We start from the raw sequence: 20,572 nt of genomic DNA, 5'->3' as shown, positions 1-20,572 counted from the left end.
CTATCGGCGCACAACAACATGACCGATGGACCCGAACTTGATCGAACGACGGCAATTCAGCGGAGGCATGAAGGGGAAAAACCTCCGCTATCTGAATGAGCAAGGCGCGGATGACACGCGCCTGACCCGCACCGGTTTTCTGCTGCTCGAACACTTTTCACTGCCGGCTTTTACCCAGGCGCTGGACACCGTTGTCACTACTAATCTGCTGCGCCCAGGATTGTTTTCTTCGCGCACGTTTGGTTTGGGCGACGGCGAAGTCATCAGTGATCTTGGGCTGGTGATCCGGCCCGATGCACGTCTGGATTTGGCCGCGCTTCAGCAACTGGATCTGCTGGTAGTGTGTGGCGGGTATCGCACCGAACTGCGCGCGAGTGATGAGTTCATTCATTTGCTCAAGGCTGCGGCGGAGCGGGGCATCGGTCTGGCCGGGTTGTGGAACGGTTCGTGGTTTCTCGGCCGGGCCGGGCTGCTCGACGGCTATCGCTGCGCGATCCACCCGGAACACCGCCCGGCGCTGACCGAGATCGCCAAAGCCACCCACGTCAGCAGTGAGCCTTACGTGATCGATCGCGACCGGCTGACGGCTTCGAGTCCGTCCGGGGCCTTTCACATGGCACTCGACTGGATAAAAAGCCTGCACGGCAAAGCCTTGGTCGAAGGCATCGAAGACATTCTGGCTTTTGAGGAATCGCGCTACCGCCGGATCAAACCGGATGAAAACCTCTGCGTCAGTGCGCCGCTGCGTGAAGTGGTGAAACTGATGGATGCCAATCTGGAGGAACCGCTGGAGCTGGAGCAACTGGCGGTGTATGCCGGCCGATCCCGTCGTCAGTTGGAGCGCTTGTTCAAGGAACAACTGGGCACCACGCCGCAGCGCTATTACCTGGAACTGCGCATCACCGAAGCAAGGCGTTTGCTGCAACACACCGAGCTTTCACAAGTGGAAGTGCTGGTCGCGTGCGGCTTCGTCTCGCCGAGCCATTTCAGCAAATGCTACAGCTCATATTTCGGCTACAGACCTTCCAAAGAAAAACGACTGGTCAAATAACCCAAGCCGTTACCCATCTGAATTCACCTCAATATCCCACGTCGGCGTACCTCCCCCAAACACCTCGGTCAGTCCCCTCTCCCTCTGGGAGAGGGCTAGGGTGAGGGGCTCTTAAACACCATCACCCACACACGTTTAACTTACACGCACTGTTACGCCATAACGGCTACAACACCTTGCGCCGTTGCCTACGCGTACGCCAGAATCCGCCGGCTTACGCGCCTTGAGGCGGGCTGTATCGTTTCCCTGTCACTGCAAAACAGTGATCGGGTTTGGTAGCCCGTTTCTTGACAGCCCGTATTGCATCACCTTATTGCGGTCTCTTTTTCGGGACTCGGCTTTATATGGTGGCCATGCGTGGGGCCCTTTCGGGGGCGCCGGGGTTTTCTCTGTCTTGACCGGTCTACCAACCCACGTGTGGCCGCCACCCTTCGTTTGGTAGCGAAAGTGACGGCTCTTCAATTCTTTTAAGACAAAGAGTCCTTTATGTTCAAAATTACGCCAAACCCGCCAGAAACCGATCCAATCCCCTACGACGCCGCACTCGAGCCTCAGAACATCAAAGAGGCCACCGACCGCGCGATCAATTTCTACCTCAATCCCTCCGCGCTGAAGACTTCAATCCCCACCCGCAAGACCGGCAAGATCTACCTGATCGACCCCACGGTGGATAACGAAACCCTGCTCGTCGAAGCCACTGAAACACTGTCCTGCGCCAGTGACATGGCCCGAGATCTCGCCGATTCGATTGACCCTTCACAGCGCAAAAAGATGCTGATCCTGCAACAGGTGATCATGCTCAGTGAACTGGTGGTCGGCCGAGTCCTAGATAACCAGCGCTTGCCGCACTAGTCGCGATGCAGATGGGTGAGGGGGCTCGCTCCCTCATTGCACAGAAGCGTCCGCGATCGCGGCGCTTCACGCCTTCTATCAAAGAACCTGTAGCGGTTCTTGTCTGGAGTTTCAGCTGATGTCTCAGCCACCCGAACCATCGGTCACTGACCTGATATCGCCGTACGCCTCGCCCAATTCAAGAAAGCTCCACGAAGCGGCTGAGCGTGCGCTTGACCATTACCTGCTGCCTGCCGCGATTATGGCCGAACCCTATACGCCCAACGCTCTGTTCATGGCCAACCCGCAAGCAGACACCGAGTCGTTGCTGACCAATGCTAGCGGATCGTTGGCGTCCGCGTCGGTGATGCTCGGCAATTTTGCCGGGATGCTGGAGGGCGCAAATCGACATACCCTGCTGGGCATTGCGCAAGTGGTCATGTTGGGGGAATTGGCGGTGAACAAGGCGTTGGATCTGGTTGTGCCAACCGAGTGATTGCGCACGTTAGTCGGGGTTGAGGGTGTCTGGTCGGGCGTCATCGCGAGCAGGCTCACTCCTACATTTGAAATGCGTTCCCCCTGTAGGAGTGAGCCTGCTCGCGATCACGTCCGTTCAGGCAAAGCATTTGCAAAACGTGACCATCTCTCAAGCTTTAATCCCACCCTAAAATAATCAAGCAGTCAGCCTTCGCGGCTGACTGCTTTTTAGTTTCTACAGGTGATCCGCATCAATCACAGCCTTGGCAAACGCCTGCGGATCTTCCTGCGGCAAGTTGTGCCCGATCCCGCCATTGATCAAGCGGAACTGATACTTGCCGGTAAAGCGCTTGGCATAATCCTCCGGCGCCGGGTGCGGCGCACCGTTGGCGTCGCCTTCAAGGGTAATGGTCGGCACGCTGATCGACGGCGCGGTGGCGAGTTTCTGCTCCAGCGCGGCGTACTTCGCTTCACCCTGCACCAGGCCCAGCCGCCAGCGGTAGTTGAACACGGTGATATCAACGTGATCGGGATTCTCCAATGCCTTGGCGCTGCGATCAAACGTGGCGTCGTCGAATTTCCACTGCGGCGAAGCGGTTTGCCAGATCAGCTTGGCGAAGTCGTGGGTGTTCTTCTCGTAACCGGCGCGGCCACGGTCAGTCGCAAAGTAGAACTGGTACCACCACTGCAATTCAGCCTTGGGCGGCAGCGGGTTTTGCCCGGCGGCTTGATTACCGATCAGGTAACCACTGACCGAGACCAGCGCTTTCACCCGTTCCGGCCACAGCGCCGAGACGATGTCCGCCGAACGCGCACCCCAGTCATAACCGCCGAGCACCGCTTGCTTGATCTTCAGCGCGTCCATGAAGTCGATGACGTCACTGGCCAGCGCCGCCGGTTGGCCATTGCGCAGGGTGTCTTTCGAAAGGAACTGCGTATCGCCATAACCCCGCGCATACGGCATCAACACCCGATAACCCTTGGCTGCGAGCAACGGCGCGACTTCGTCGTAGCTGTGAATGTCGTAGGGCCAGCCGTGCAGCAGGATCACCACCGGGCCATTCGCCGGGCCGGTTTCGGCGTAGGCGACGTCGAGCACGCCGGCCTTCACATGTTTGAGCGGGCCGAAAGGCGAGGGCGCGGAATAGCTGGCGGTCGCAGGCTCAGCGGTTTGCGCCTGAGCGCTGCCAAAAGCGAACAACGACAAAGCCAGAATCGACAAACCGAACGCGGTTTTGCGGGTGTGCAGTGCCATCTTCATGGTGACGTCTCCTTTGCGAGCCTTTGGCCAAGGGTTCTGAATGAACCCTTGAAACCTTGAGTGCATTTGAGCGTTGGGACGTATCTGGCCTGTGTCGAAGAACGGCTTTATCGAAAGTCGATGTGTCGCGAGAGGGTTGGTACACAGTGTGATACACGGCGGCGAAACCGACTCCCCCTGGACCTGATTCAGGCCAAAATAATAAGTCGCTGTTTTAAAACAAAAAATATTTCACTTCGCGCTTCCCAAAGGCAAAAAACCTTGGTAAATTGCGCCCCGTTCTCACAGCGAACCTAACGAAGTAGCTGGAAAGAGCAGTAGGGGCGTCGCCAAGCGGTAAGGCAGCAGGTTTTGATCCTGCCATGCGTTGGTTCGAATCCAGCCGCCCCTGCCATATTCGAAAAAACGCCAACTTCGCAAGAAGTTGGCGTTTTTTTATGCCTGCGATTTGGCCAGGCTTGGTAAAGAAGGTGTGCGCGGCGCCGAAGCGCCGCGCACGCCGTCCACTCAGTGCGGTGCGCGCGGAATGGTTTTCATCAGGTCTTCAGGACTGATATGGCCGACCACGCTGCCCGGTTGCGGCAGGTTGAGGATGTGGCCTTTCATCTTGCCGATGATGTGCATTTCGCACGGCTTGCAATCGAACTTCAGCGTCAGCACTTCATCGCCGTGGATCAACTGCATCGGCGCAACTTTGGTGCGCACGCCGGTCACGCCTTTCGCCTGTTTCGGGCACAGGTTGAAGGAGAAACGCAGGCAGTGTTTGGTGATCATCACCGGCACTTCGCCTGGCTCTTCGTGCGCTTCGTACGCCGCGTCGATCAGCTTCACGCCGTGACGGTGGTAGAAGTCACGGGCCTTCTGGTTGTAGACGTTGGCGAGGAAGGTCAGGTGCGAATCCGGGTACACCGGCGGCGGGCTGGTTTCGGCTTTACGGCCGCCACGCGGGTGAGCGGCGACACGGGCGGCGGTCAGGTTCTCGATCACTTCACGGCGCAGGGATTTGAGCTGTGAGTTGGGGATGAAGAACGCCTGTGGCGCATCGAGTTTGATGTCGGTGGCGTGGTACTGCGTGGTGCCAAGCTGGCCGAGCAGATCGCGCAATTGTTCCAGCGCTTGCTCAGGCTTGTTGGCCACGCCGAACGGACCGTTGAGGGTCACGCTGGCGCTGATGCCTTCTTCGCTGGTGGCGGTGACTTCCAGCTGCTCTTCACGCAAACGCGCGACCCAGCTCAGGGCCACGCGGCGCTCGGACGAGGTCTTTTGCAACGCCTGTTGCCAGTTGTGATCGAGGTTGCGATTCAACGGGTGGTTCGGGCGCAGCTTGAACAAGCCTTCCGGCATCTCGTTCGGCTCGACGCGGTAGCGGTAGCGCTTCTCGCCGTCTTCTTCGAATTCACCTTTTGCTTCGGCGATGTTGGCGCGGAAACCGACCACTTCGCGTTTGACCAGCACGTTCAAGCCGTCGCCGTTGGACAGCGGCTCCTGGGTGACGACCTGCATGTCGCGTTTGCCGACTTTCTCGACTGTGCCCACTGGCAGACCGGTGAAGGTAGGCGAGTCGAAGGCGCCGATGTCGATCTTGCGATCAGTGACAAAGTAATCGGTGCTACCCCGGTGGAAAGTCTTTTCCGGGTCCGGCAGGAAGAAGTGCGCGGTGCGGCCGCTGGAGGCACGGGCCAGATCCGGGCGGTCTTCGAGCACGTCGTCGAGGCGCTGGCGGTAATAGGCGGTGATGTTCTTCACATAGCCCATGTCCTTGTAGCGACCTTCGATCTTGAACGAACGCACACCAGCCTCAACCAGAGCGCGGATGTTGGCGCTCTGGTTGTTGTCTTTCATCGACAACAGGTGTTTTTCGTAGGCGATTACGCCACCCTTTTCATCTTTGAGGGTGTACGGCAAACGGCACGCCTGCGAGCAATCGCCACGGTTGGCGCTGCGCCCGGTCTGCGCGTGGGAAATGTTGCACTGGCCGGAGAAGGCCACGCACAACGCGCCGTGAATGAAGAACTCGATGGCGGCGTCGGTTTCGTCGGCGATCGCGCGGATTTCCTGCAGGTTCAGCTCACGGGCCAAGACCAGTTGCGAGAAACCGGCCTGATCGAGGAATTTCGCTCGCTCAAGGGTGCGGATGTCGGTCTGGGTCGAGGCGTGCAGCTCGATCGGCGGAATGTCCAGCTCCATCACGCCCAGATCCTGAACGATCAGCGCGTCGACACCAGCGTCGTACAACTGATGGATCAGCTTGCGCGCCGGCTCCAGTTCGTTGTCGTGCAGGATGGTGTTGATGGTGGTGAAGATGCGCGCGTGATACTTGCGGGCGAACTCCACCAGTTCGGCGATTTCGCCGACTTCGTTGCAGGCATTGTGGCGCGCGCCGAAGCTTGGGCCGCCGATGTACACGGCGTCAGCGCCGTGGAGGATCGCCTCACGGGCGATGGCCACATCGCGGGCAGGGCTGAGCAATTCCAGATGATGCTTGGGCAAGGACATAGTTTTTTTAGTCAGGCTGTCACGGTTAGGCGCGCATTCTACCCGTGAAACGCGCGCCCGGCACGCCTGTGCTGCCCGATGGCAGCTGACACTGCACAACCCCCTGTGGGAGCGAGCCTGCTCGCGAAGGGGCCAGCACATTCAGCATCAATGGCGCCTGAACTGAAGCCTTCGCGAGCAGGCTCGCTCCCACAGGGTTTGGCAGTGAGAAGTCAGGCCTTGGCCGCCATCGCAGTCACTTCTACGCGCATCCCTTCAACCGCCAGCGACGCCACACCCACCGCCGCACGCACCGGCCAAGGCTTGGCAAAGTAGCGCTTGTACACCTCGTTGAATGCCGCGCGATCGGCCATGTCGGTCAGGTAAATGGTCAAGTGCATCACCCGATCCATCGAGCTGCCGGCACGTTCCAGCGCAAGCTTCAGTGCTTGCAGGGTGCATTCGCTTTGCAGGGTGATATCGCCCAGTTCCAGGCTGCCGTCGGCGCGGGTCGGGATCTGCGTGGAGACCATGATGCCGTTGAACGTGGTGACGTCCGAAGAGATCGAGTCTGCGTCCGGGTCCGGAGTGAAAATGATGTCTTGGTTGGCCATGCTGATCCCTTGTTTGAGAGAGTGAAGATCGCGGCAGTTTACAGCTTCAGGGACGAGATGGCCCGCTCGATGCCCTGATGATGTTCAGACCGGCAGCGTCGCTGCTTCCGCCGCCGTCGCTGCAATTACGCAGGGGCGGGCGGCGATGCGACGACTATAGGCGGCAAGGGCGGGCCAGGCTGCGATGTCGATGTGGAAGACTGGCAACCACGTCAGTACGGTAAACAGATAGGCATCGGCGATGCCGAATGTGCCGGTGAGGTAGTCCTGATTCGCCAGTTGCCGGTTCAGGTAGTCCAGGCGCTTGAACAGCCTGTCCCGGAAGATCGCTTTCACCGATTGCGCGATGTCGGCATTGAACAGCGGTGCACTACCACCATGAATCTCCGAGCTGATGAAGTTCAGATGCTCCTGCAGACGCGTGCGCTCCCAGGTGCCCAGCGCGGGCGCCAGTGTGTTGCCGGGCACCTGATCGACCAGAAACTGCAGGATCGCCGGGCCTTCCGTCAGTACCTCACCGTTATCCAGTAACAGCGCGGCGACATAGCCCTTCGGGTTTATCTCTTGAAAGTCACGCCCGTCGGCGGTGCGTTTGCTGTGGTTGTTGACGCGAACCAGTTCGAAGGGCAAACCCAGTTCCCGCAGCACAATATGCGGGGAAAGCGAGCAAGTCATCGGCGCGAAATACAGTTTCATGGCACTTCCTGGCAATGTGAGAGGCGCCACAATCGTTTACCCGCGCAGCTTTCGCAAAGGTCATTTACGGTGCTAGCGTATGACAAAATCTCATGAGTACCATCAACTCCATGACTGTTTCACTGCCCTCACTCAACGGATTGCGAGCCTTTGAAGCCGCTGCCCGGCACATGAGTTTTACCAAAGCCGCCGAAGAACTCAACGTCACCCAAACGGCTGTCAGCCACCAGATTCGCCGACTCGAAGCGGAGCTGGGTGTGCATCTGTTTCTGCGGCTCGCCGAAGGGTTGGCGCTCAGCGAAGAAGGGCAGGCCTATCTGCCGGGTATTCGTGCGGCGTTTCAGGAGCTGCGCTATTCGACTGAGCAATTGCTTGAAGGACGCCACAAAAGCGTACTGACTATCAGCACCCTGGTGTCCGTGGCATCGAAGTGGTTGCTGCCGCGACTGCCGTCCTTTCAGCAGGCGTTTGCCGATATCGATGTGCGGATCAGTGCGTCCACTGAGCTGGTCGATTTTCGCAAGGGCGCTATCGATGCGGCGATTCGTTACGGGCGTGGTGACTGGAAGGGCTTGCGGGCCGACTTTTTGATGTCCGATAAAATCTTTCCGGTGTGCAGCCCCGCATTGGCGAAGACGCTGAGCACGCCCGCAGATCTGGCCAGGCACACAATGCTGCAAGTCAGCGGCGTGACGGCCACTGACTGGAGCACCTGGCTAAGCGCTGCGGGCCAACCGCTGCAGTTGGCCGAGGGACCACGGTTGACCTTCGATCTGGCGATGATGGCGGTGCAGGCAGCGGTTGACGGGCAGGGCGTATGCATTGGCCGCTCGACCTATGTCGAAGACGATCTGCGGGCCGGGCGTCTGGTCGTACCCTTCGATCTGCGCTTGAAAGATCAATTGGGTTTTTATCTGGTGACGCCGCGTGAAACGGCACAGGTGAAGAAAATCGTCGCCTTCAGGGCATGGCTGTTGGCGCAGCCGCTAGCCAGAGAAACCTTTGTATAAGCGTGTATCAATCTGCCGTGGATACACACGTGAACAATAAACCCGGGGTTTACGACACATCCTCCCTACATGACCCGCTCAAAGTAGAGGCCACCACACCACTACGTTCGAGAGGGCAACACCATGCATCGTCCACTGTTACTGGCCAGCGCCGCGATACTCGCTTCAATGATCGGCATCACCCATGCGGCTGACGCACCGGCCAAGAGTTGGCAACAAGGCTTGAGCCGCACGGACCTGGTTCGCCAGGATCTCGGGGCCGCCGAGCGCGAAGTGATTCAGGCACGCGTCGATTTCGAACCGGGCGTGACCTCGCCAAGGCACGCGCATCCCGGTGTTGAGGTCGCGTATGTGATCAGCGGTACTTTCGAATATCAACTGGAGGGCAGGGCGCCGGTGACGCTGAAAGCGGGGGATTCGTTGTTCATTCCGGAAGGTGTGGCGCATGTCGCCAAAAACGTTGGTGCGGACAAGGGTTCGGAGTTGGCGACTTACATCGTGAAGAAGAGTGAGCCGTTGCTGATCCTCAAACCGTAGGCCCACACCTCAATGGAGCGTCGCCGCTCGGCGACTTTCTCCAATCCTGATGCGGTCGAGCGCCCGGTTCAACGCATCGAGCGCATCGAGCAGGGCTTTGGCCTCGGCCTCTCGACCTTCGCCCCAGAGGCGCTCGGCCATTTTGTTTAAAGCCTGGATCGAGCGCTCGATGTCGGCGGCGGTAGCTTTGTTTTCAGGGGGCGGTGGATTCTTCGGCATTCAGGGTTCCTCTGCTGACGGCAAACCACCATACCGCTACGGCACCCAGCAGCATAGTCAGCACGGCCAGAATCAGGATCACCCCTTGCGTACCCACGCTTGAGGCCAGCAACGCCACCAGCAACCCCGCCAAAGGTTGCGAGAGGTTGTTGAGCAAGGTGATCACGCCCACGGTCTTGCCGAAGTCCTTGGCCGGAATCACCCGCTGACGGATGCTGCGCATATAGATGTTGAACATCTTGTCGAAGCCCACGATCAGCAGGAACCCCAGCACATAGCCGGCCAGATTCGGACTCAGGGCGCTGACCAGCGCACCTGCGGCAATCATTGAATAAGCGAGCCCGCCGAGTATCCGTTGCGGCAGTTCAACCCGTGCGAGGAAGAACAGAATGATGATGGTGGTCACCGCGCCCGCTGCCTGTAGCCCGGCATAGGCATCCTTGCCGGCACTGAACTCGCCGATCACCATCGCTGCCGAAGTAGCGAGAGTGACGCCGACGATCAGGTTGACCCCAACCGCCAGCAGGATGATTTTCTTCAGTTCCGCCAGCTCGCGGATGTGACCAAAAGCGATACGCAGCGGTTGCAGCCAGATGTCCTGATGCTGCTCGAACACTTCCAGCGTGATGCGGCTGAGGCGTTGCCAGACCAGCATGCTCAGGTCCGCCAGCAGGAAGAGCCCGGCGACCCACAGCACCACCCAATGCCACGCCCAGACTTCCAACAGCAATGCAGCCACCAGCGGCCCGAGCACCAGCCCGGTCTGATCGGCGATCTGTGAATAGGACAAGGTCTTGGTGTAGCTGTAGTGCTGGAAAATATGCGGCATCAGCACCTCGCGGGCCATGATGCCCTGGGTGGTCAGCACGCCGCATAGCGCTGACAGCACGACGACCCAGGCGATACCACCGAAGAGGGCAAACATGCCTACTGCCAGCAGACAAAGCAGCGCACGGTAGACCTGGCTGATATGCAGAATCCTGATGGGTGAAAACTTGTCACACAAGGCTCCGCACACCGGAAACGCGAGAAAGCGCGGCAGCGATTCGACGAAAAACGCCAAACCCGCCCAGGAAGCACTGTTGGTAGTCTGGAACACCACCAACGGCACGATGAACAATAGAATCTGATCCGCTAGTCGCGAGAGGAACAGCGAGGTGAAAAATGCCAGGTAATCCTTGCGCAAAGTGAACTCCTTGTTATTGACGGTCAGGCCGCGCGGCCAGCTGTGCTTCAGTATGCCGATCCTAGGCTGTCATTGAGATTATGCCGCTCATCCCCGCGCTTGGGCGGGTTGAATACGCTGGCGAGGATCAGGTCTTGCTCCTTGCTCCCGCGCAGGTAATGACGATCGTGTTGGTCGAGTACAAGAAAAAAACGTCGGTTGAGTGACTGCAATTTTGACGAGCTGTTTGCCGGCGGCTGGCCGATATTTGCCGTGTTTCAGGACACTTTCAAGAATGACGCCAAGGAAGAGCAGAATGCTTAAAGCAATAACGGTCTGTTGTGCTGTGTTTTTTTCTTCTTCTTCTCAGGCGGGAAAAGCCCAGACGCATCCGGGCCCTTAATGGAAGGATTCAGCGCGAATTCATGTCTTTTGCGATCTTGACGGTCGATCTTTCTCTGCGCCTCCGAAGCCAGCTAAAGAGCGCATGCACCGGGTGCAAAAAAGCCGTAAGCACGCCTATGAGCATGATGACAAAGATGATGATTAGCGGGACGCTTTCGTGCGAGAACATGGTGGGTTACTCCTGTAGTCACTATGTCGGAACCCGCAGCCTAGACGCATCGAGCCTTGTTTTCGATGAACGTATGTTCATTCTCTGGCTCTTGAATTGTGATACGGCGCCGCAGAGAAGATTTTCAAAGCGTACGAGTTCGCAATGCAGAGCCAGTGAGCTGTTTTTGAACCTATAGGGGCACAGCGTCTCCACAGGAATTGAGGGCTGATGGGCCGTTGCACACCTTCACCTCATCACTTTCGAAGTTGAAGATTGACCGGCTGATAGTGCCCAGCAGATTCCCGTTGCCGATCTGAACGACGTTATAGGTCGAGGCGCCGCGGTAGGCATTCGTGACGTGTAATCACCGACCTATAGCCTCGGAAAACAGCCTGATTTGTGGGACGGCGCAGTGGGAGTCCTTTACAACTCACAGGCGGGAACGCATCTGGCACGACAGAAATTTTTCAGAACGCCAGAAACGACAAAGCCCTGAATAATCAGGGCTTTGACGGTACCAAATATGGCGGAGGCGATGGGATTCGAACTCATGGACCTGTTACAGTCGACGGTTTTCAAGACCGTTGCCTTAAACCACTCGGCCACACCTCCGTTGCGTTGCGGGCGCCATAATACCTGAATGAAACACACTGTCAAACTCTCTGCATGGCTTGTTACAGAGCGTCTGTTATGATCTTTGCGACTGAACGTTTCAAACCAACAGGAGTGTCGCCATGCGCGAACAGGATTACGCAGTTAATAACAGCGTGCAGGCTGAGCAGCTAGAGGTTAGCCGCGTCCTGCGCAACACTTACGGCCTACTGGCTCTGACCCTCGCATTCAGCGGCGTCATGGCTTTTGTTGCCCAGCAGATGCGTGTTGGCTACCCGAACATTTTCGTGGTGCTGATCGGCTTCTACGGGCTGTTCTTCCTCACCAACAAACTCCGTGATTCCGCGTGGGGCCTGGTGTCCGCTTTTGCGCTGACCGGTTTCATGGGTTTCCTGCTCGGCCCGATCCTCAACCGTTACCTGGGCATGCAGGGCGGCGCTGAAGTGGTCAGCTCGGCGTTCGCGATGACCGCGCTGGTGTTCGGTGGTCTGTCGGCCTACGTGCTGATCACCCGCAAGGACATGAGCTTCCTCGGTGGTTTCATCACCGCTGGTTTCTTCGTGTTGCTGGGTGCAACGCTGGCAAGCTTCTTCTTCCAGGTCAGCGGCCTGCAACTGGCGATCAGCGCAGGTTTCGTGCTGTTCTCGTCCGTGTGCATCCTGTTCCAGACCAGCGCCATCATCCACGGCGGCGAGCGTAACTACATCATGGCGACCATCAGCCTGTATGTATCGATCTACAACCTGTTCATCAGCTTGTTGCAGATCTTCGGCATCATGAGCCGCGACGACTGATCGCTGGCTGTGAAATAACAAAAAACCCGCTTCGGCGGGTTTTTTGTTGTCTGCAGGAAAGCGGTTCTGTCCCGTGCCCGGGACTATTCAGTTGATAACGATGCTGCCGTCAGTCTGTTGTTTGTAAATGGTGTAGGGCAGCAACAAGGTGTCGAGCACCCCGGAAGCCACGGCATCAATCGCCCAGCCGGGCAGGGCTGCGTTGTACTTGTTACCTTCGTCTATCGGTGCATGCAGACTGCAGAAGTCATACATCACGCCGCTGTAGATTCGTGGTACCGCCCCGCAATAGGATTTGTTCGATTTCAAATCGTCTATGGCAACCTGGTCGTCGCGCACGACCGTCTGCACTGTCCCGCAACCACTCAACACTAATGCCATCAGCATCATTGCCTGAACTTTCATACCGCCAATCCTTCGCCGGAAAAACCTCAATCTACGCTGAACGTGCAGCAAATGCACTTAGGCCATCGGCGGCAAACGACGCTTCACCGGCGTCTTCTTGACGATGGCGGTGTTGGTTTCGGCCAAGGTATTGAGGCGGTCGAGCAGGGTGTCCAGCTGTTCCATCGAGCGCACATGCAAGCGCGCGATAAAACAATCCTCGCCCGTTACTTTGTCGCACTCGGTGAATTCGGGGATCGACAGGATCTGCCGTTCGACCTCTTGCAATTGGCCCGGCAGTGGCCGCACCCGGACGATGGCCTGCAATTGGTAACCAAAGCACTTCGGGTCGATCTCGACGGTATAGCCCTTGAGCACACCGCGTTCTTCCAACCGGCGCAAGCGTTCAGCCACGCTCGGCGACGACAATCCGCTGATTTGCGCCAAGGCCTTGAGCGAGCGCCGCGAATCCTCCATCAATGCGCCGATGAGGATCTGGTCAATATCGTCAGTCATGAAAAACACTCCAGCATTAGGCAATTAGTGAAAATTACCCACGATAAAAGAGGCAGATTTCGAGTTTAGCCTGCTTTTTGCTCTGGAGCGCCTCCCGGTTCGCTTGGCATACTTTTGTCACAAAGACAGGAGATTGAAGATGGACAATACAATCCGTCGCGGCTCATTCGAAATGACCGCTGCCATGCTGATTTCCGGGACAATTGGCTGGTTCGTGCTGGTCTCCGGGCAGCCGGTGCTGGACGTGGTGTTCTGGCGTTGCGTGTTCGGTGCCGGCACCTTGCTGCTGATCTGTGCCGCTTTCGGCTTCCTGCGCCCGGGCATTCTGACCCGTACCACCTTCCTGCTCGCGGTGCTGAGCGGGATGGCGATTGTCGGTAACTGGGTGCTGTTGTTTGCCTCTTACTCAAAGGCCTCAATTGCCATCGGTACGGCAGTGTACAACGTGCAGCCGTTCATGCTGGTGGGTTTGGCGGCGCTGTTTCTGGGCGAAAAAATCACCCTGCAAAAACTGTTCTGGCTGGCAATCTCGTTCATGGGCATGCTGGCGATCGTCAGCGCTCACGGCGCCCAAAGTGAAAGCGGCAACGACTATCTGATGGGCATTGCGTTGGCGCTGGGCGCGGCGTTTCTCTATGCGATTGCCGCGCTGATCATCAAACGCCTGACCGGCACGCCACCGCATCTGATAGCGCTGATTCAGGTGTGCACCGGGATTTTGCTGCTGGCGCCGTTCGCGCATTTCAGCGCATTGCCGCAAGCACCGAGTGCCTGGGCCAGTCTGGTGACGCTGGGCATCGTTCACACCGGCCTGATGTATGTGCTGCTGTACGGCGCCATCCAGAAATTGCCGACCGCATTGACCGGCGCATTGTCGTTCATCTACCCGATTGCGGCGATCTTCGTCGATTGGTTCGCGTTCGGCCATCGCTTGGAAACCCTGCAATGGGTCGGTGTCGCGGCAATCCTGCTGGCCGCTGCCGGCATGCAGCAGGGTTGGGGCCTGAAGCCCCGGCGACTGGCCGCGCAGTAACCCTCAGATGTTCCAGTGCGGCGCGGTTTTCGCCAGGCGCTGGCGCATCTCGCCGATGTTCGCCGCCAGTTGCCGGGTCAACAGTCGGTAGCCATCCAGCGTGCTGTAAACCGGCGCATCGAGGTGGGCTTCCGGCAACTCCAGCGGCTTGTCCAGGCGTTGCGAAGCGCCGGTTTTCAACGCTCGTGCCATGCCGATCAATTGCACGCGAATCTGCCGGTGCTCGGCCTTCAGCGCTGATTGCAGATGGGCCATGGCTTCTGGATCGTTGGCATCCGGTCGCGTGTTGCCGAGGATTTCCAGTGTGCTGATGCACATGCGCAGATTGCGCTGGATGGCATCGAGTTCGGTCATGGAAATCTTCACTTCCTTGGACACTGACGGCATCAGTGAACGCAACTGCACCATCACCGCGCCGAGACGGCCCATCAATTTCAAATGCTCATCGGCGCTGACCGGTTGGCCGCCGATGATCCGCCCATACACCGTAGCGCAATCACGCAGGGCATCGGCGAGGTTGTAGCGCCACGAATACACCGCGTAGAGCGGCAGGGCAAAAGAGAAGGCCAGAGCGAGGGCAATCCCGATGAGAATATCGACGCCGCGCCACAAGCCGTCGGTGATCGGGTTGTCACCATGTCCGGCGACAATGAACACGGTAATCGCCGAGAGCAGGGCGGTATAACCCCCTTTGCCAATCGCGTGATAAGAGAAGAAACCGCAGACCACCGCCATCGCAAAATACGTCAGCCACGGCATGCCGAGCCACGCCTGCTGAGCCACCAATAGCAAACCGACACCGGCACCGATCAAGGTGCCCGTGGCGCGTTCGGCAGCTTTTTTGCCGATGTTGCCGTGGTGCTGCAAACCGCCGATGACCACCAGCATGGTCACCGAGGCCCATTCGCCGTGGGGCAGGTTGATGCCGGTGGTCAGCAGGATCGTTGCCAGCAAGCCGAGGGCCACGCGCACCGCATGAATCAGCCGTGCGTGCCGGTAGCGTCGATAAGGATCAAGCAACGGACGCAGGACACGACGCAGCAAGGGCGGAAGTCGATGGGTGCTGTAAGTACTCAGTGCGGGCCTCTCGTGATTGGGCTTCAGGTCAATGGAAAGGGAAAATGTAATTCATCCATGCTGCCATACGCAGGAGGATTTTGCGCATCGTGCCAATGTGATGGAAGTGCTGACTGTACAACGCGGCCTGCCCGTAAGCACCGCCCGGCATCAGCTTGCTGTACTGGGCGAAGGCCGGATCGGTGATTTCGATGATCACCGGCACACGCCCGGCCGGCGGCGAACCGGTGTAGCCGATCAGTGTGCCGGAAGGCTGCACCTGGCCTTCGGCAATCACACCGATGACGTTTTTCACCCGGCCGGCGAACACCTTGCCGGGAATGCCGTCGAACGCGACTTCTGCCTCGTCGCCGACGGTCAGGCGCAGCAGGCTGTTCTGGCGCATCCACGCGGCAAAATATTGGCCTTCCTCGGGAATGAACACCATCGACGGACGCAATGGCAACTTGCTCGCCATCATCCCCGGCCGCAAGGACACGTGAGTGACGAAGCCTTTGCTCGGCGCGCGAACGGTGGTGTTGTCTAGCTCAAACTGGGCGTTGTCCAGCTGCGCCTGCAGATCATCGGTGCGGGCGATGGCCGCATCCAGTTCGCGCTGGGTGCCGAAGTTGCGTCGGATCAATTCGGTGATCCGGTAGCGATCACCCTTGGCGGCGATCAATTGCGCCTTGAGCGATTTCACCCGGTTTTGAAACGGCGTAGGGTCGATGCGAAACAGCACGTCGCCTTTTTCCAGCGGCTCGTTACCCTTCACCGGCACGTCGATCACCTGGCCGCTGACGATGGGAATCACCGGCACAGACACGAAGTACGTGCGCGCCACCTCAGAGTAGGGATGGTTGTAGTTCATGGTAAAAATCAAGGCGCCGATCATCAGGATGCCGCCCAGTACGGCGGTGGGCACCGTCCATTTGTTCAGCGGGATACGGAAGATCTTGAATACTGCGACGCAGATCGCGGCGTAAGTCAGGATAAGGAGCAGATCCATGGTGTTCAGCCCTCCCGGTTGTGGGGAGCAGTGGCATTCAGCGCTTCGAGTCGTTCGAGGCGTCCTTGCAGTTCGACCACCTGTTGCTCCAGGCGAACGACATGGTTTTGCACGGATTTACCGTCACCGAAACCCCAGCCGCGATCTTCTCGATAGGCCATCGCCCAGATCCACAGGAAAGGCCAGAGCGCATGCAGCGTGAACAGACTGACCCAGCCAGTGGCATGGATCGCATCCTGATGCGGGTGTTTACGATGAACGGCAATCTCATAGGGAATGTCGTGCAACACGATGATCCCGTAAAACAGTACGAGCCCGGCAAACACCAAAACCCCTAGCGCAAAGTAATCCAGCATGGTCAAGCTCCCGGCATCCAGCACAGTGCTGGCATCAGTGTAGCCACTGATTTGCCGGGCGCTTGGCGACTTTGGATCAGAAGCGGATGCCGTCGTCTTTTTGCTTATTCACGATTCCGGTGACAGTCGATCAGAAGATGTAATCGGTGGTCAGGAAGCTCGAATCACGTCCGCGAATGATCTCGCTGATCAGGTCCTTGTTGCTGTCCTGGAACTTGGTCGCCACCAGCGTACGGATCGAGAACACCCGCAACGCATCGTGTACCGACAGCGTGCCTTCCGCCGAATTCTTGCGGCCATTGAACGGATAGGTGTCCGGACCGCGTTGGCATTGCGCGTTGAGGTTGATCCGCCCGACCTGGTTGGCAAAGGTGTCGACCAGTCGGCCGACCGCCACCGGGTTGGTGCCGAAGATGCTCAACTGCTGGCCGAAATCCGACTCCAGTACATAGTCGATCACGGTATCGAGATGGCGGTACGGCACGATCGGCACGACCGGGCCGAATTGCTCTTCCTGATACACACGCATCTGCGGATTCACCGGGTAGAGCACCGCCGGGTAGAAGAACGATTCGCGGGATTCGCCACCATTCGGGTTGACCACTTCGGCGCCTTTGCTGCGCGCATCCGCCACCAGACCATGCAGGTAATCGACCTTGCCTGATTCCGGCAGCGGCGTCAGCGACACACCGCTGTCCCACGGCATGCCCGGTTTCAGCGTGGCCAGTTTGGCGTTGAATTTCTCGATGAAGCTGTCGACCACGTCTTTATGGACGAAGAGGATTTTCAGCGCGGTGCAGCGCTGGCCGTTGAACGACAGTGAACCGGTGACCGCTTCGCTGACGGCGTTGTCCAGATCGACTTCCGGCAAGACGATGCCGGGGTTCTTCGCATCCAGACCCAACGCAGCGCGCAAGCGGTGAGGCTTGGGATGCAGTTTTTTCAGGTCACTGGCAGCCTTGTTGGTGCCGATAAACGCAAAGATGTCGATCTTGCCGCTGGCCATCAGGGCGCTGACGGTTTCCCGGCCGCTGCCGTAAATGACGTTGATCACGCCGGTGGGGAAGCTGTCGCGGAACGCTTCGAGCAACGGACGGATCAGCAGCACACCGAGCTTGGCCGGTTTGAACACCACGGTGTTGCCCATGATCAATGCCGGGATCAGCGTGGTGAAGGTTTCGTTCAGCGGATAGTTGTAAGGGCCCATGCACAGGGCGACGCCGAGCGGCACGCGGCGGATCTGCCCGAGGGTGTCCTGTTCCAGCTCGAAACGGCTGGAGCGGCGGTCGAGTTCCTTGAGTGCATTGATGGTGTCGACGATGTAGTCACAGGTGCGGTCGAACTCTTTTTCCGAGTCCTTGAGGTTCTTGCCGATCTCCCACATCAACAGCTTCACCACGGCATCGCGCTGTTGGCGCATGCGGCCAAGGAAGGCTTCGACGTGCTGAATGCGTTCGGCTACGCGCATGGTCGGCCACAGGCCCTGGCCACGGTCGTAGGCACGGACGGCGGCGTCGAGGGCGGTGAGGGCGGTGTCGGCATCGAGCAGCGGCGTGCTGCCGAGAATCACTTGTTCGTCGCCGTTGTCACCTTTCAGATAGACCGGGCTGCGCACGGTGGCAAGCGGGCCGTCCCAGCGGCGCAACTGGCCGTCGACCAGATATTCGCGTTGCTCGACCTGAGCGTCGAGGCGGTATTTTTCCGGGATGTCGCTGACAGAAGGGAACAGATTGCCAAGGATGTTTGCTGTGGTCATGTCGCTACCCCGTGTTGATGTCCGTATGCAGATCAAAAAGCCTTCACAGGTTATACGCCTGAATGCGCCGGAATTTAAACCCGCAAATGTCACCCGAATGTCACGCAGAGGCGCAAAACAGAGCTTTAAGGAGAGCACGAAACCGCTGGCCTGATCGTTCCCACGCTCCGCGTGGGAATGCAGCCCGGGACGCTCTGCGTCCCATTGGAACGCGGAGCGTCCCTTGAGGCATTCCCACGCAGAGCGTGGGAACGATCATCGGGGGAGAGGGCTGGCCCCGTTTGCCCCCCTCGCTGTCCCGCAATGCCCTCAACCCGTAGCAGCCGCTGCCTTAAGGTGTGAGCACAACAATAAGCGAGGCCGTTATGCGGGCAATCCGACTCACTCTACTGCTGGCGTTGGCCGTGGCGCTGCCCGGCTGCGGCGAAGACCCCAAACCCCCGGCCACCATCCACAACAACGCCATGCCCAAAGACCCGGCACTGGCGCAGATCTACACCAACAGCTGCCAGCTCTGCCACGCCAACCCGGCGGCCAACGCACCACTGACCGGCGACCGCAAAGCCTGGGAACCGCGCATCCGGCAGGGCGCCGACACGCTGCTCGACCACGCCATCAACGGCTACAACGGCATGCCGCCGATGGGCCAGTGCGTCGAGTGCTCGGAAGAACAGTTCCTGCAATTGATCGGCTTCATGGCCGACCAGCCCCTCCCACAATAAGGTGCCCGGCATGACCATGGATCTGACACGGCGTCAGTTGTTGCAACGGGCAAGCATCGTCGGTGCGTTCAGTGCGCTGGTGAGTCACCCGGCATTGGGCCAATTGCTGCGCGCGCCACGGTTGATTCCGTGGCGCAACTGGTCGGGCGGGCAGAGTTGCCTGCCGGCGGCGCGACTGGCGCCGAAGAATCTTGATGAGCTGGTGGCCGCTATCCAGCAGGCACAAGGCAAGATCCGCCCGGTCGGTTCGGCGCATTCCTTCAGCGCGTTGGTGCCCACCGACGGCACGCTGTTGTCGCTGAGCTACTTCAATGGTCTGCTCGATCATGACGCGAAAACCCAGCAAGCCGAATTCGCCGCCGGCACACCGATGTCACGCATGGGGCAGCCGCTTAAGGACATCGGCCAGGCTTTGCAGAACATGGCCGACATCGATTACCAGACCCTCGCCGGAGCCATTGCCACGTCGACCCACGGCACCGGAAAAAACTTCCAGTCCTACTCGGCGCATGTCTGCGGCCTGCAACTGGTGACGGCTAATGGCGAAGTGTTGGACTGCGACAGCCAACGGCATCCGGAAGTATTCAACGCCGCACGCGTCTCCCTCGGTGCGCTCGGCGTCGCCACGAAAATTCGCCTGCAAAACCGCCCGGCATACCGCTTGCGCGAACGCCAATGGATCGCCAAGACCGAAGAGTTGCTCGAGGACCTCGAAAAGAACACAAGTGAAAACCAGCACTGGGAAATGCTCGTCGTCACCCATTCCGATTACGCCTTGTCCATCGCCCTCAACGAAACCGACGACCCGGCCACGCCGCCGATCAGTCCGGAAGAAGAGGGCGGCAACGAGTTCGTCACCCTGATCGAAAAGATCGACAAGTACGGCAGCGACTTACCCGACCTGCGCCGCACGCTGCTCAACAGCTTGCGCCATCTGGCCAGTTTCGATGACCGCGTCGGCGACTCGTTCGACATCTACGCCAACGTGCGCACCGTGCGGTTCAACGAAATGGAATATTCCGTGCCAGCCGAACACGGCCCGGCGTGCCTGCGCGAAATTCTCAAGCTGATCCAGGACAAGGACCTGCGCACCTGGTTTCCCATCGAGTACCGCTACGTCAAGGCGGATAACATTGCGTTGAGCATGTTCGAGGGCCGCGACAGCTGTTCGATCTCGGTGCACCAGCATTATCAGATGGATCATCACAACTTCTTTGCGGCGGTCGAACCGATCTTCTGGAAGTACAACGGCCGGCCGCACTGGGGCAAATTGCACACGCTCAACGCAAAAAACCTGCAACCGCTGTATCCGCGCTGGCGCGAGTTTGTCGACGTGCGCCAGGCGCTGGATCCGAGCGGACGCTTTCTCAATGCGCATCTGGCGTCGATTCTGGGGGTGAGTTGATGGCGGTCAATCGACGCAATTTTCTCCTCGGTACATT

22 protein-coding genes and 2 tRNA genes are annotated in these 20,572 nt (G+C 58.7%); 10 read left to right on the top strand and 14 right to left on the bottom strand.

The window, feature by feature from the left end:
- Window positions 1-25: 25 nt before the first annotated feature.
- The 3 genes from AB4N44_RS04180 to AB4N44_RS04170 all read left to right on the top strand — a co-directional run bounded on the left by AB4N44_RS04180 (window position 26) and on the right by AB4N44_RS04170 (window position 2,378).
- Complete coding sequence (locus AB4N44_RS04180; protein WP_150751049.1) at window positions 26-1,051, top strand: GlxA family transcriptional regulator; 1,026 nt, start codon at window positions 26-28, stop codon at window positions 1,049-1,051.
- Between the two features lie 486 nt (window positions 1,052-1,537).
- Complete coding sequence (locus AB4N44_RS04175; protein WP_150774731.1) at window positions 1,538-1,903, top strand: DUF6124 family protein; 366 nt, start codon at window positions 1,538-1,540, stop codon at window positions 1,901-1,903.
- A 118-nt stretch (window positions 1,904-2,021) separates the two neighbouring features.
- Window positions 2,022-2,378 carry a DUF6124 family protein gene (locus AB4N44_RS04170; RefSeq protein WP_460110104.1) on the top strand — a complete coding sequence of 119 codons (357 nt, stop codon included), beginning with the start codon at window positions 2,022-2,024 and terminating at the stop codon, window positions 2,376-2,378.
- A 216-nt stretch (window positions 2,379-2,594) separates the two neighbouring features.
- Here AB4N44_RS04170 and AB4N44_RS04165 read toward each other — a convergent pair whose 3' ends face one another.
- Complete coding sequence (locus AB4N44_RS04165) at window positions 2,595-3,620, bottom strand: alpha/beta fold hydrolase (protein WP_460110106.1); 1,026 nt, start codon at window positions 3,618-3,620, stop codon at window positions 2,595-2,597.
- A 319-nt stretch (window positions 3,621-3,939) separates the two neighbouring features.
- Here AB4N44_RS04165 and AB4N44_RS04160 point away from each other — a divergent pair.
- Window positions 3,940-4,014: transfer RNA gene (locus tag AB4N44_RS04160), tRNA-Gln, on the top strand.
- 113 nt (window positions 4,015-4,127) lie between these two features.
- On the opposite strand, the gene AB4N44_RS04155 is transcribed toward AB4N44_RS04160, so the two are convergent.
- The 3 genes from AB4N44_RS04155 to gstA all read right to left on the bottom strand — a co-directional run bounded on the left by AB4N44_RS04155 (window position 4,128) and on the right by gstA (window position 7,405).
- Window positions 4,128-6,116 (bottom strand): peptidase U32 family protein, encoded by a 1,989-nt coding sequence (locus AB4N44_RS04155; protein WP_460110108.1) that lies wholly within the window; start codon window positions 6,114-6,116, stop codon window positions 4,128-4,130.
- Window positions 6,117-6,328: 212 nt separating this feature from the next.
- Complete coding sequence (locus AB4N44_RS04150) at window positions 6,329-6,709, bottom strand: RidA family protein (RefSeq protein WP_460110110.1); 381 nt, start codon at window positions 6,707-6,709, stop codon at window positions 6,329-6,331.
- 84 nt (window positions 6,710-6,793) lie between these two features.
- A complete protein-coding gene (gene gstA, locus AB4N44_RS04145) occupies window positions 6,794-7,405 on the bottom strand; it encodes a glutathione transferase GstA (RefSeq protein ID WP_316916503.1) in 612 nt (203 codons plus the stop codon).
- Between the two features lie 110 nt (window positions 7,406-7,515).
- Between gstA and AB4N44_RS04140 the strand changes: the two genes are divergently transcribed.
- Complete coding sequence (locus tag AB4N44_RS04140; protein WP_460111611.1) at window positions 7,516-8,415, top strand: transcriptional regulator GcvA; 900 nt, start codon at window positions 7,516-7,518, stop codon at window positions 8,413-8,415.
- A 168-nt stretch (window positions 8,416-8,583) separates the two neighbouring features.
- A complete protein-coding gene (locus tag AB4N44_RS04135) occupies window positions 8,584-8,952 on the top strand; it encodes a cupin domain-containing protein (protein WP_446730740.1) in 369 nt (122 codons plus the stop codon).
- A gap of 9 nt (window positions 8,953-8,961) precedes the next feature.
- On the opposite strand, the gene AB4N44_RS04130 is transcribed toward AB4N44_RS04135, so the two are convergent.
- From AB4N44_RS04130 to AB4N44_RS04115, 4 genes are all read right to left on the bottom strand, one after another.
- Window positions 8,962-9,171 carry a hypothetical protein gene (locus AB4N44_RS04130; RefSeq protein ID WP_160040399.1) on the bottom strand — a complete coding sequence of 70 codons (210 nt, stop codon included), beginning with the start codon at window positions 9,169-9,171 and terminating at the stop codon, window positions 8,962-8,964.
- A complete protein-coding gene (locus AB4N44_RS04125) occupies window positions 9,146-10,357 on the bottom strand; it encodes an MFS transporter (protein ID WP_460110112.1) in 1,212 nt (403 codons plus the stop codon). The genes AB4N44_RS04130 and AB4N44_RS04125 overlap by 26 nt, the downstream gene beginning before the upstream one ends.
- A 47-nt stretch (window positions 10,358-10,404) precedes the next feature.
- Complete coding sequence (locus AB4N44_RS04120) at window positions 10,405-10,569, bottom strand: ectoine synthase (protein ID WP_224790123.1); 165 nt, start codon at window positions 10,567-10,569, stop codon at window positions 10,405-10,407.
- Window positions 10,570-11,416: 847 nt separating this feature from the next.
- Window positions 11,417-11,504: transfer RNA gene (locus AB4N44_RS04115), tRNA-Ser, on the bottom strand.
- A gap of 122 nt (window positions 11,505-11,626) precedes the next feature.
- On the opposite strand from AB4N44_RS04115, the gene AB4N44_RS04110 reads away from it, so the two are divergent.
- Window positions 11,627-12,298, top strand: coding sequence for a Bax inhibitor-1/YccA family protein (locus AB4N44_RS04110; RefSeq protein ID WP_007915443.1), 672 nt, complete (start codon window positions 11,627-11,629; stop codon window positions 12,296-12,298).
- An 87-nt stretch (window positions 12,299-12,385) separates the two neighbouring features.
- On the opposite strand, the gene AB4N44_RS04105 is transcribed toward AB4N44_RS04110, so the two are convergent.
- Together AB4N44_RS04105 and AB4N44_RS04100 are read right to left on the bottom strand one after the other, a co-directional pair.
- Entirely contained in the window at window positions 12,386-12,703 is a 318-nt protein-coding gene (locus AB4N44_RS04105; RefSeq protein ID WP_127928092.1) for a YceK/YidQ family lipoprotein, read from the bottom strand.
- Window positions 12,704-12,760: 57 nt separating this feature from the next.
- Window positions 12,761-13,198, bottom strand: a complete 438-nt coding sequence (locus AB4N44_RS04100; protein ID WP_064381847.1) for an Lrp/AsnC family transcriptional regulator — start codon at window positions 13,196-13,198, stop codon at window positions 12,761-12,763.
- 139 nt (window positions 13,199-13,337) lie between these two features.
- On the opposite strand from AB4N44_RS04100, the gene AB4N44_RS04095 reads away from it, so the two are divergent.
- On the top strand, window positions 13,338-14,231 hold the full coding sequence (locus tag AB4N44_RS04095; protein WP_127928090.1) for a DMT family transporter: 894 nt from the start codon (window positions 13,338-13,340) through the stop codon (window positions 14,229-14,231).
- 3 nt (window positions 14,232-14,234) lie between these two features.
- On the opposite strand, the gene AB4N44_RS04090 is transcribed toward AB4N44_RS04095, so the two are convergent.
- From AB4N44_RS04090 to AB4N44_RS04075, 4 genes are all read right to left on the bottom strand, one after another.
- On the bottom strand, window positions 14,235-15,275 hold the full coding sequence (locus AB4N44_RS04090) for an FUSC family protein (protein ID WP_177413863.1): 1,041 nt from the start codon (window positions 15,273-15,275) through the stop codon (window positions 14,235-14,237).
- 61 nt (window positions 15,276-15,336) lie between these two features.
- A complete protein-coding gene (locus tag AB4N44_RS04085; protein ID WP_127928088.1) occupies window positions 15,337-16,296 on the bottom strand; it encodes an HlyD family secretion protein in 960 nt (319 codons plus the stop codon).
- 5 nt (window positions 16,297-16,301) lie between these two features.
- Window positions 16,302-16,652 (bottom strand): DUF3302 domain-containing protein, encoded by a 351-nt coding sequence (locus AB4N44_RS04080; protein WP_038368661.1) that lies wholly within the window; start codon window positions 16,650-16,652, stop codon window positions 16,302-16,304.
- A gap of 130 nt (window positions 16,653-16,782) precedes the next feature.
- Window positions 16,783-18,408 (bottom strand): NADP-dependent glyceraldehyde-3-phosphate dehydrogenase, encoded by a 1,626-nt coding sequence (locus AB4N44_RS04075; RefSeq protein WP_127928086.1) that lies wholly within the window; start codon window positions 18,406-18,408, stop codon window positions 16,783-16,785.
- Window positions 18,409-18,773: 365 nt separating this feature from the next.
- Between AB4N44_RS04075 and AB4N44_RS04070 the strand changes: the two genes are divergently transcribed.
- Together AB4N44_RS04070 and AB4N44_RS04065 are read left to right on the top strand one after the other, a co-directional pair.
- On the top strand, window positions 18,774-19,130 hold the full coding sequence (locus tag AB4N44_RS04070) for a c-type cytochrome (protein WP_127928084.1): 357 nt from the start codon (window positions 18,774-18,776) through the stop codon (window positions 19,128-19,130).
- A 76-nt stretch (window positions 19,131-19,206) separates the two neighbouring features.
- Window positions 19,207-20,535, top strand: coding sequence for a D-arabinono-1,4-lactone oxidase (locus AB4N44_RS04065; RefSeq protein WP_177413907.1), 1,329 nt, complete (start codon window positions 19,207-19,209; stop codon window positions 20,533-20,535).
- Window positions 20,536-20,572: the final 37 nt, after the last annotated feature.

Source organism: Pseudomonas sp. S3_C06, from assembly GCF_054667675.1.
Note: the sequence above shows the minus strand (reverse complement) of the source record. Positions and strands in the feature narration are given on the sequence as shown.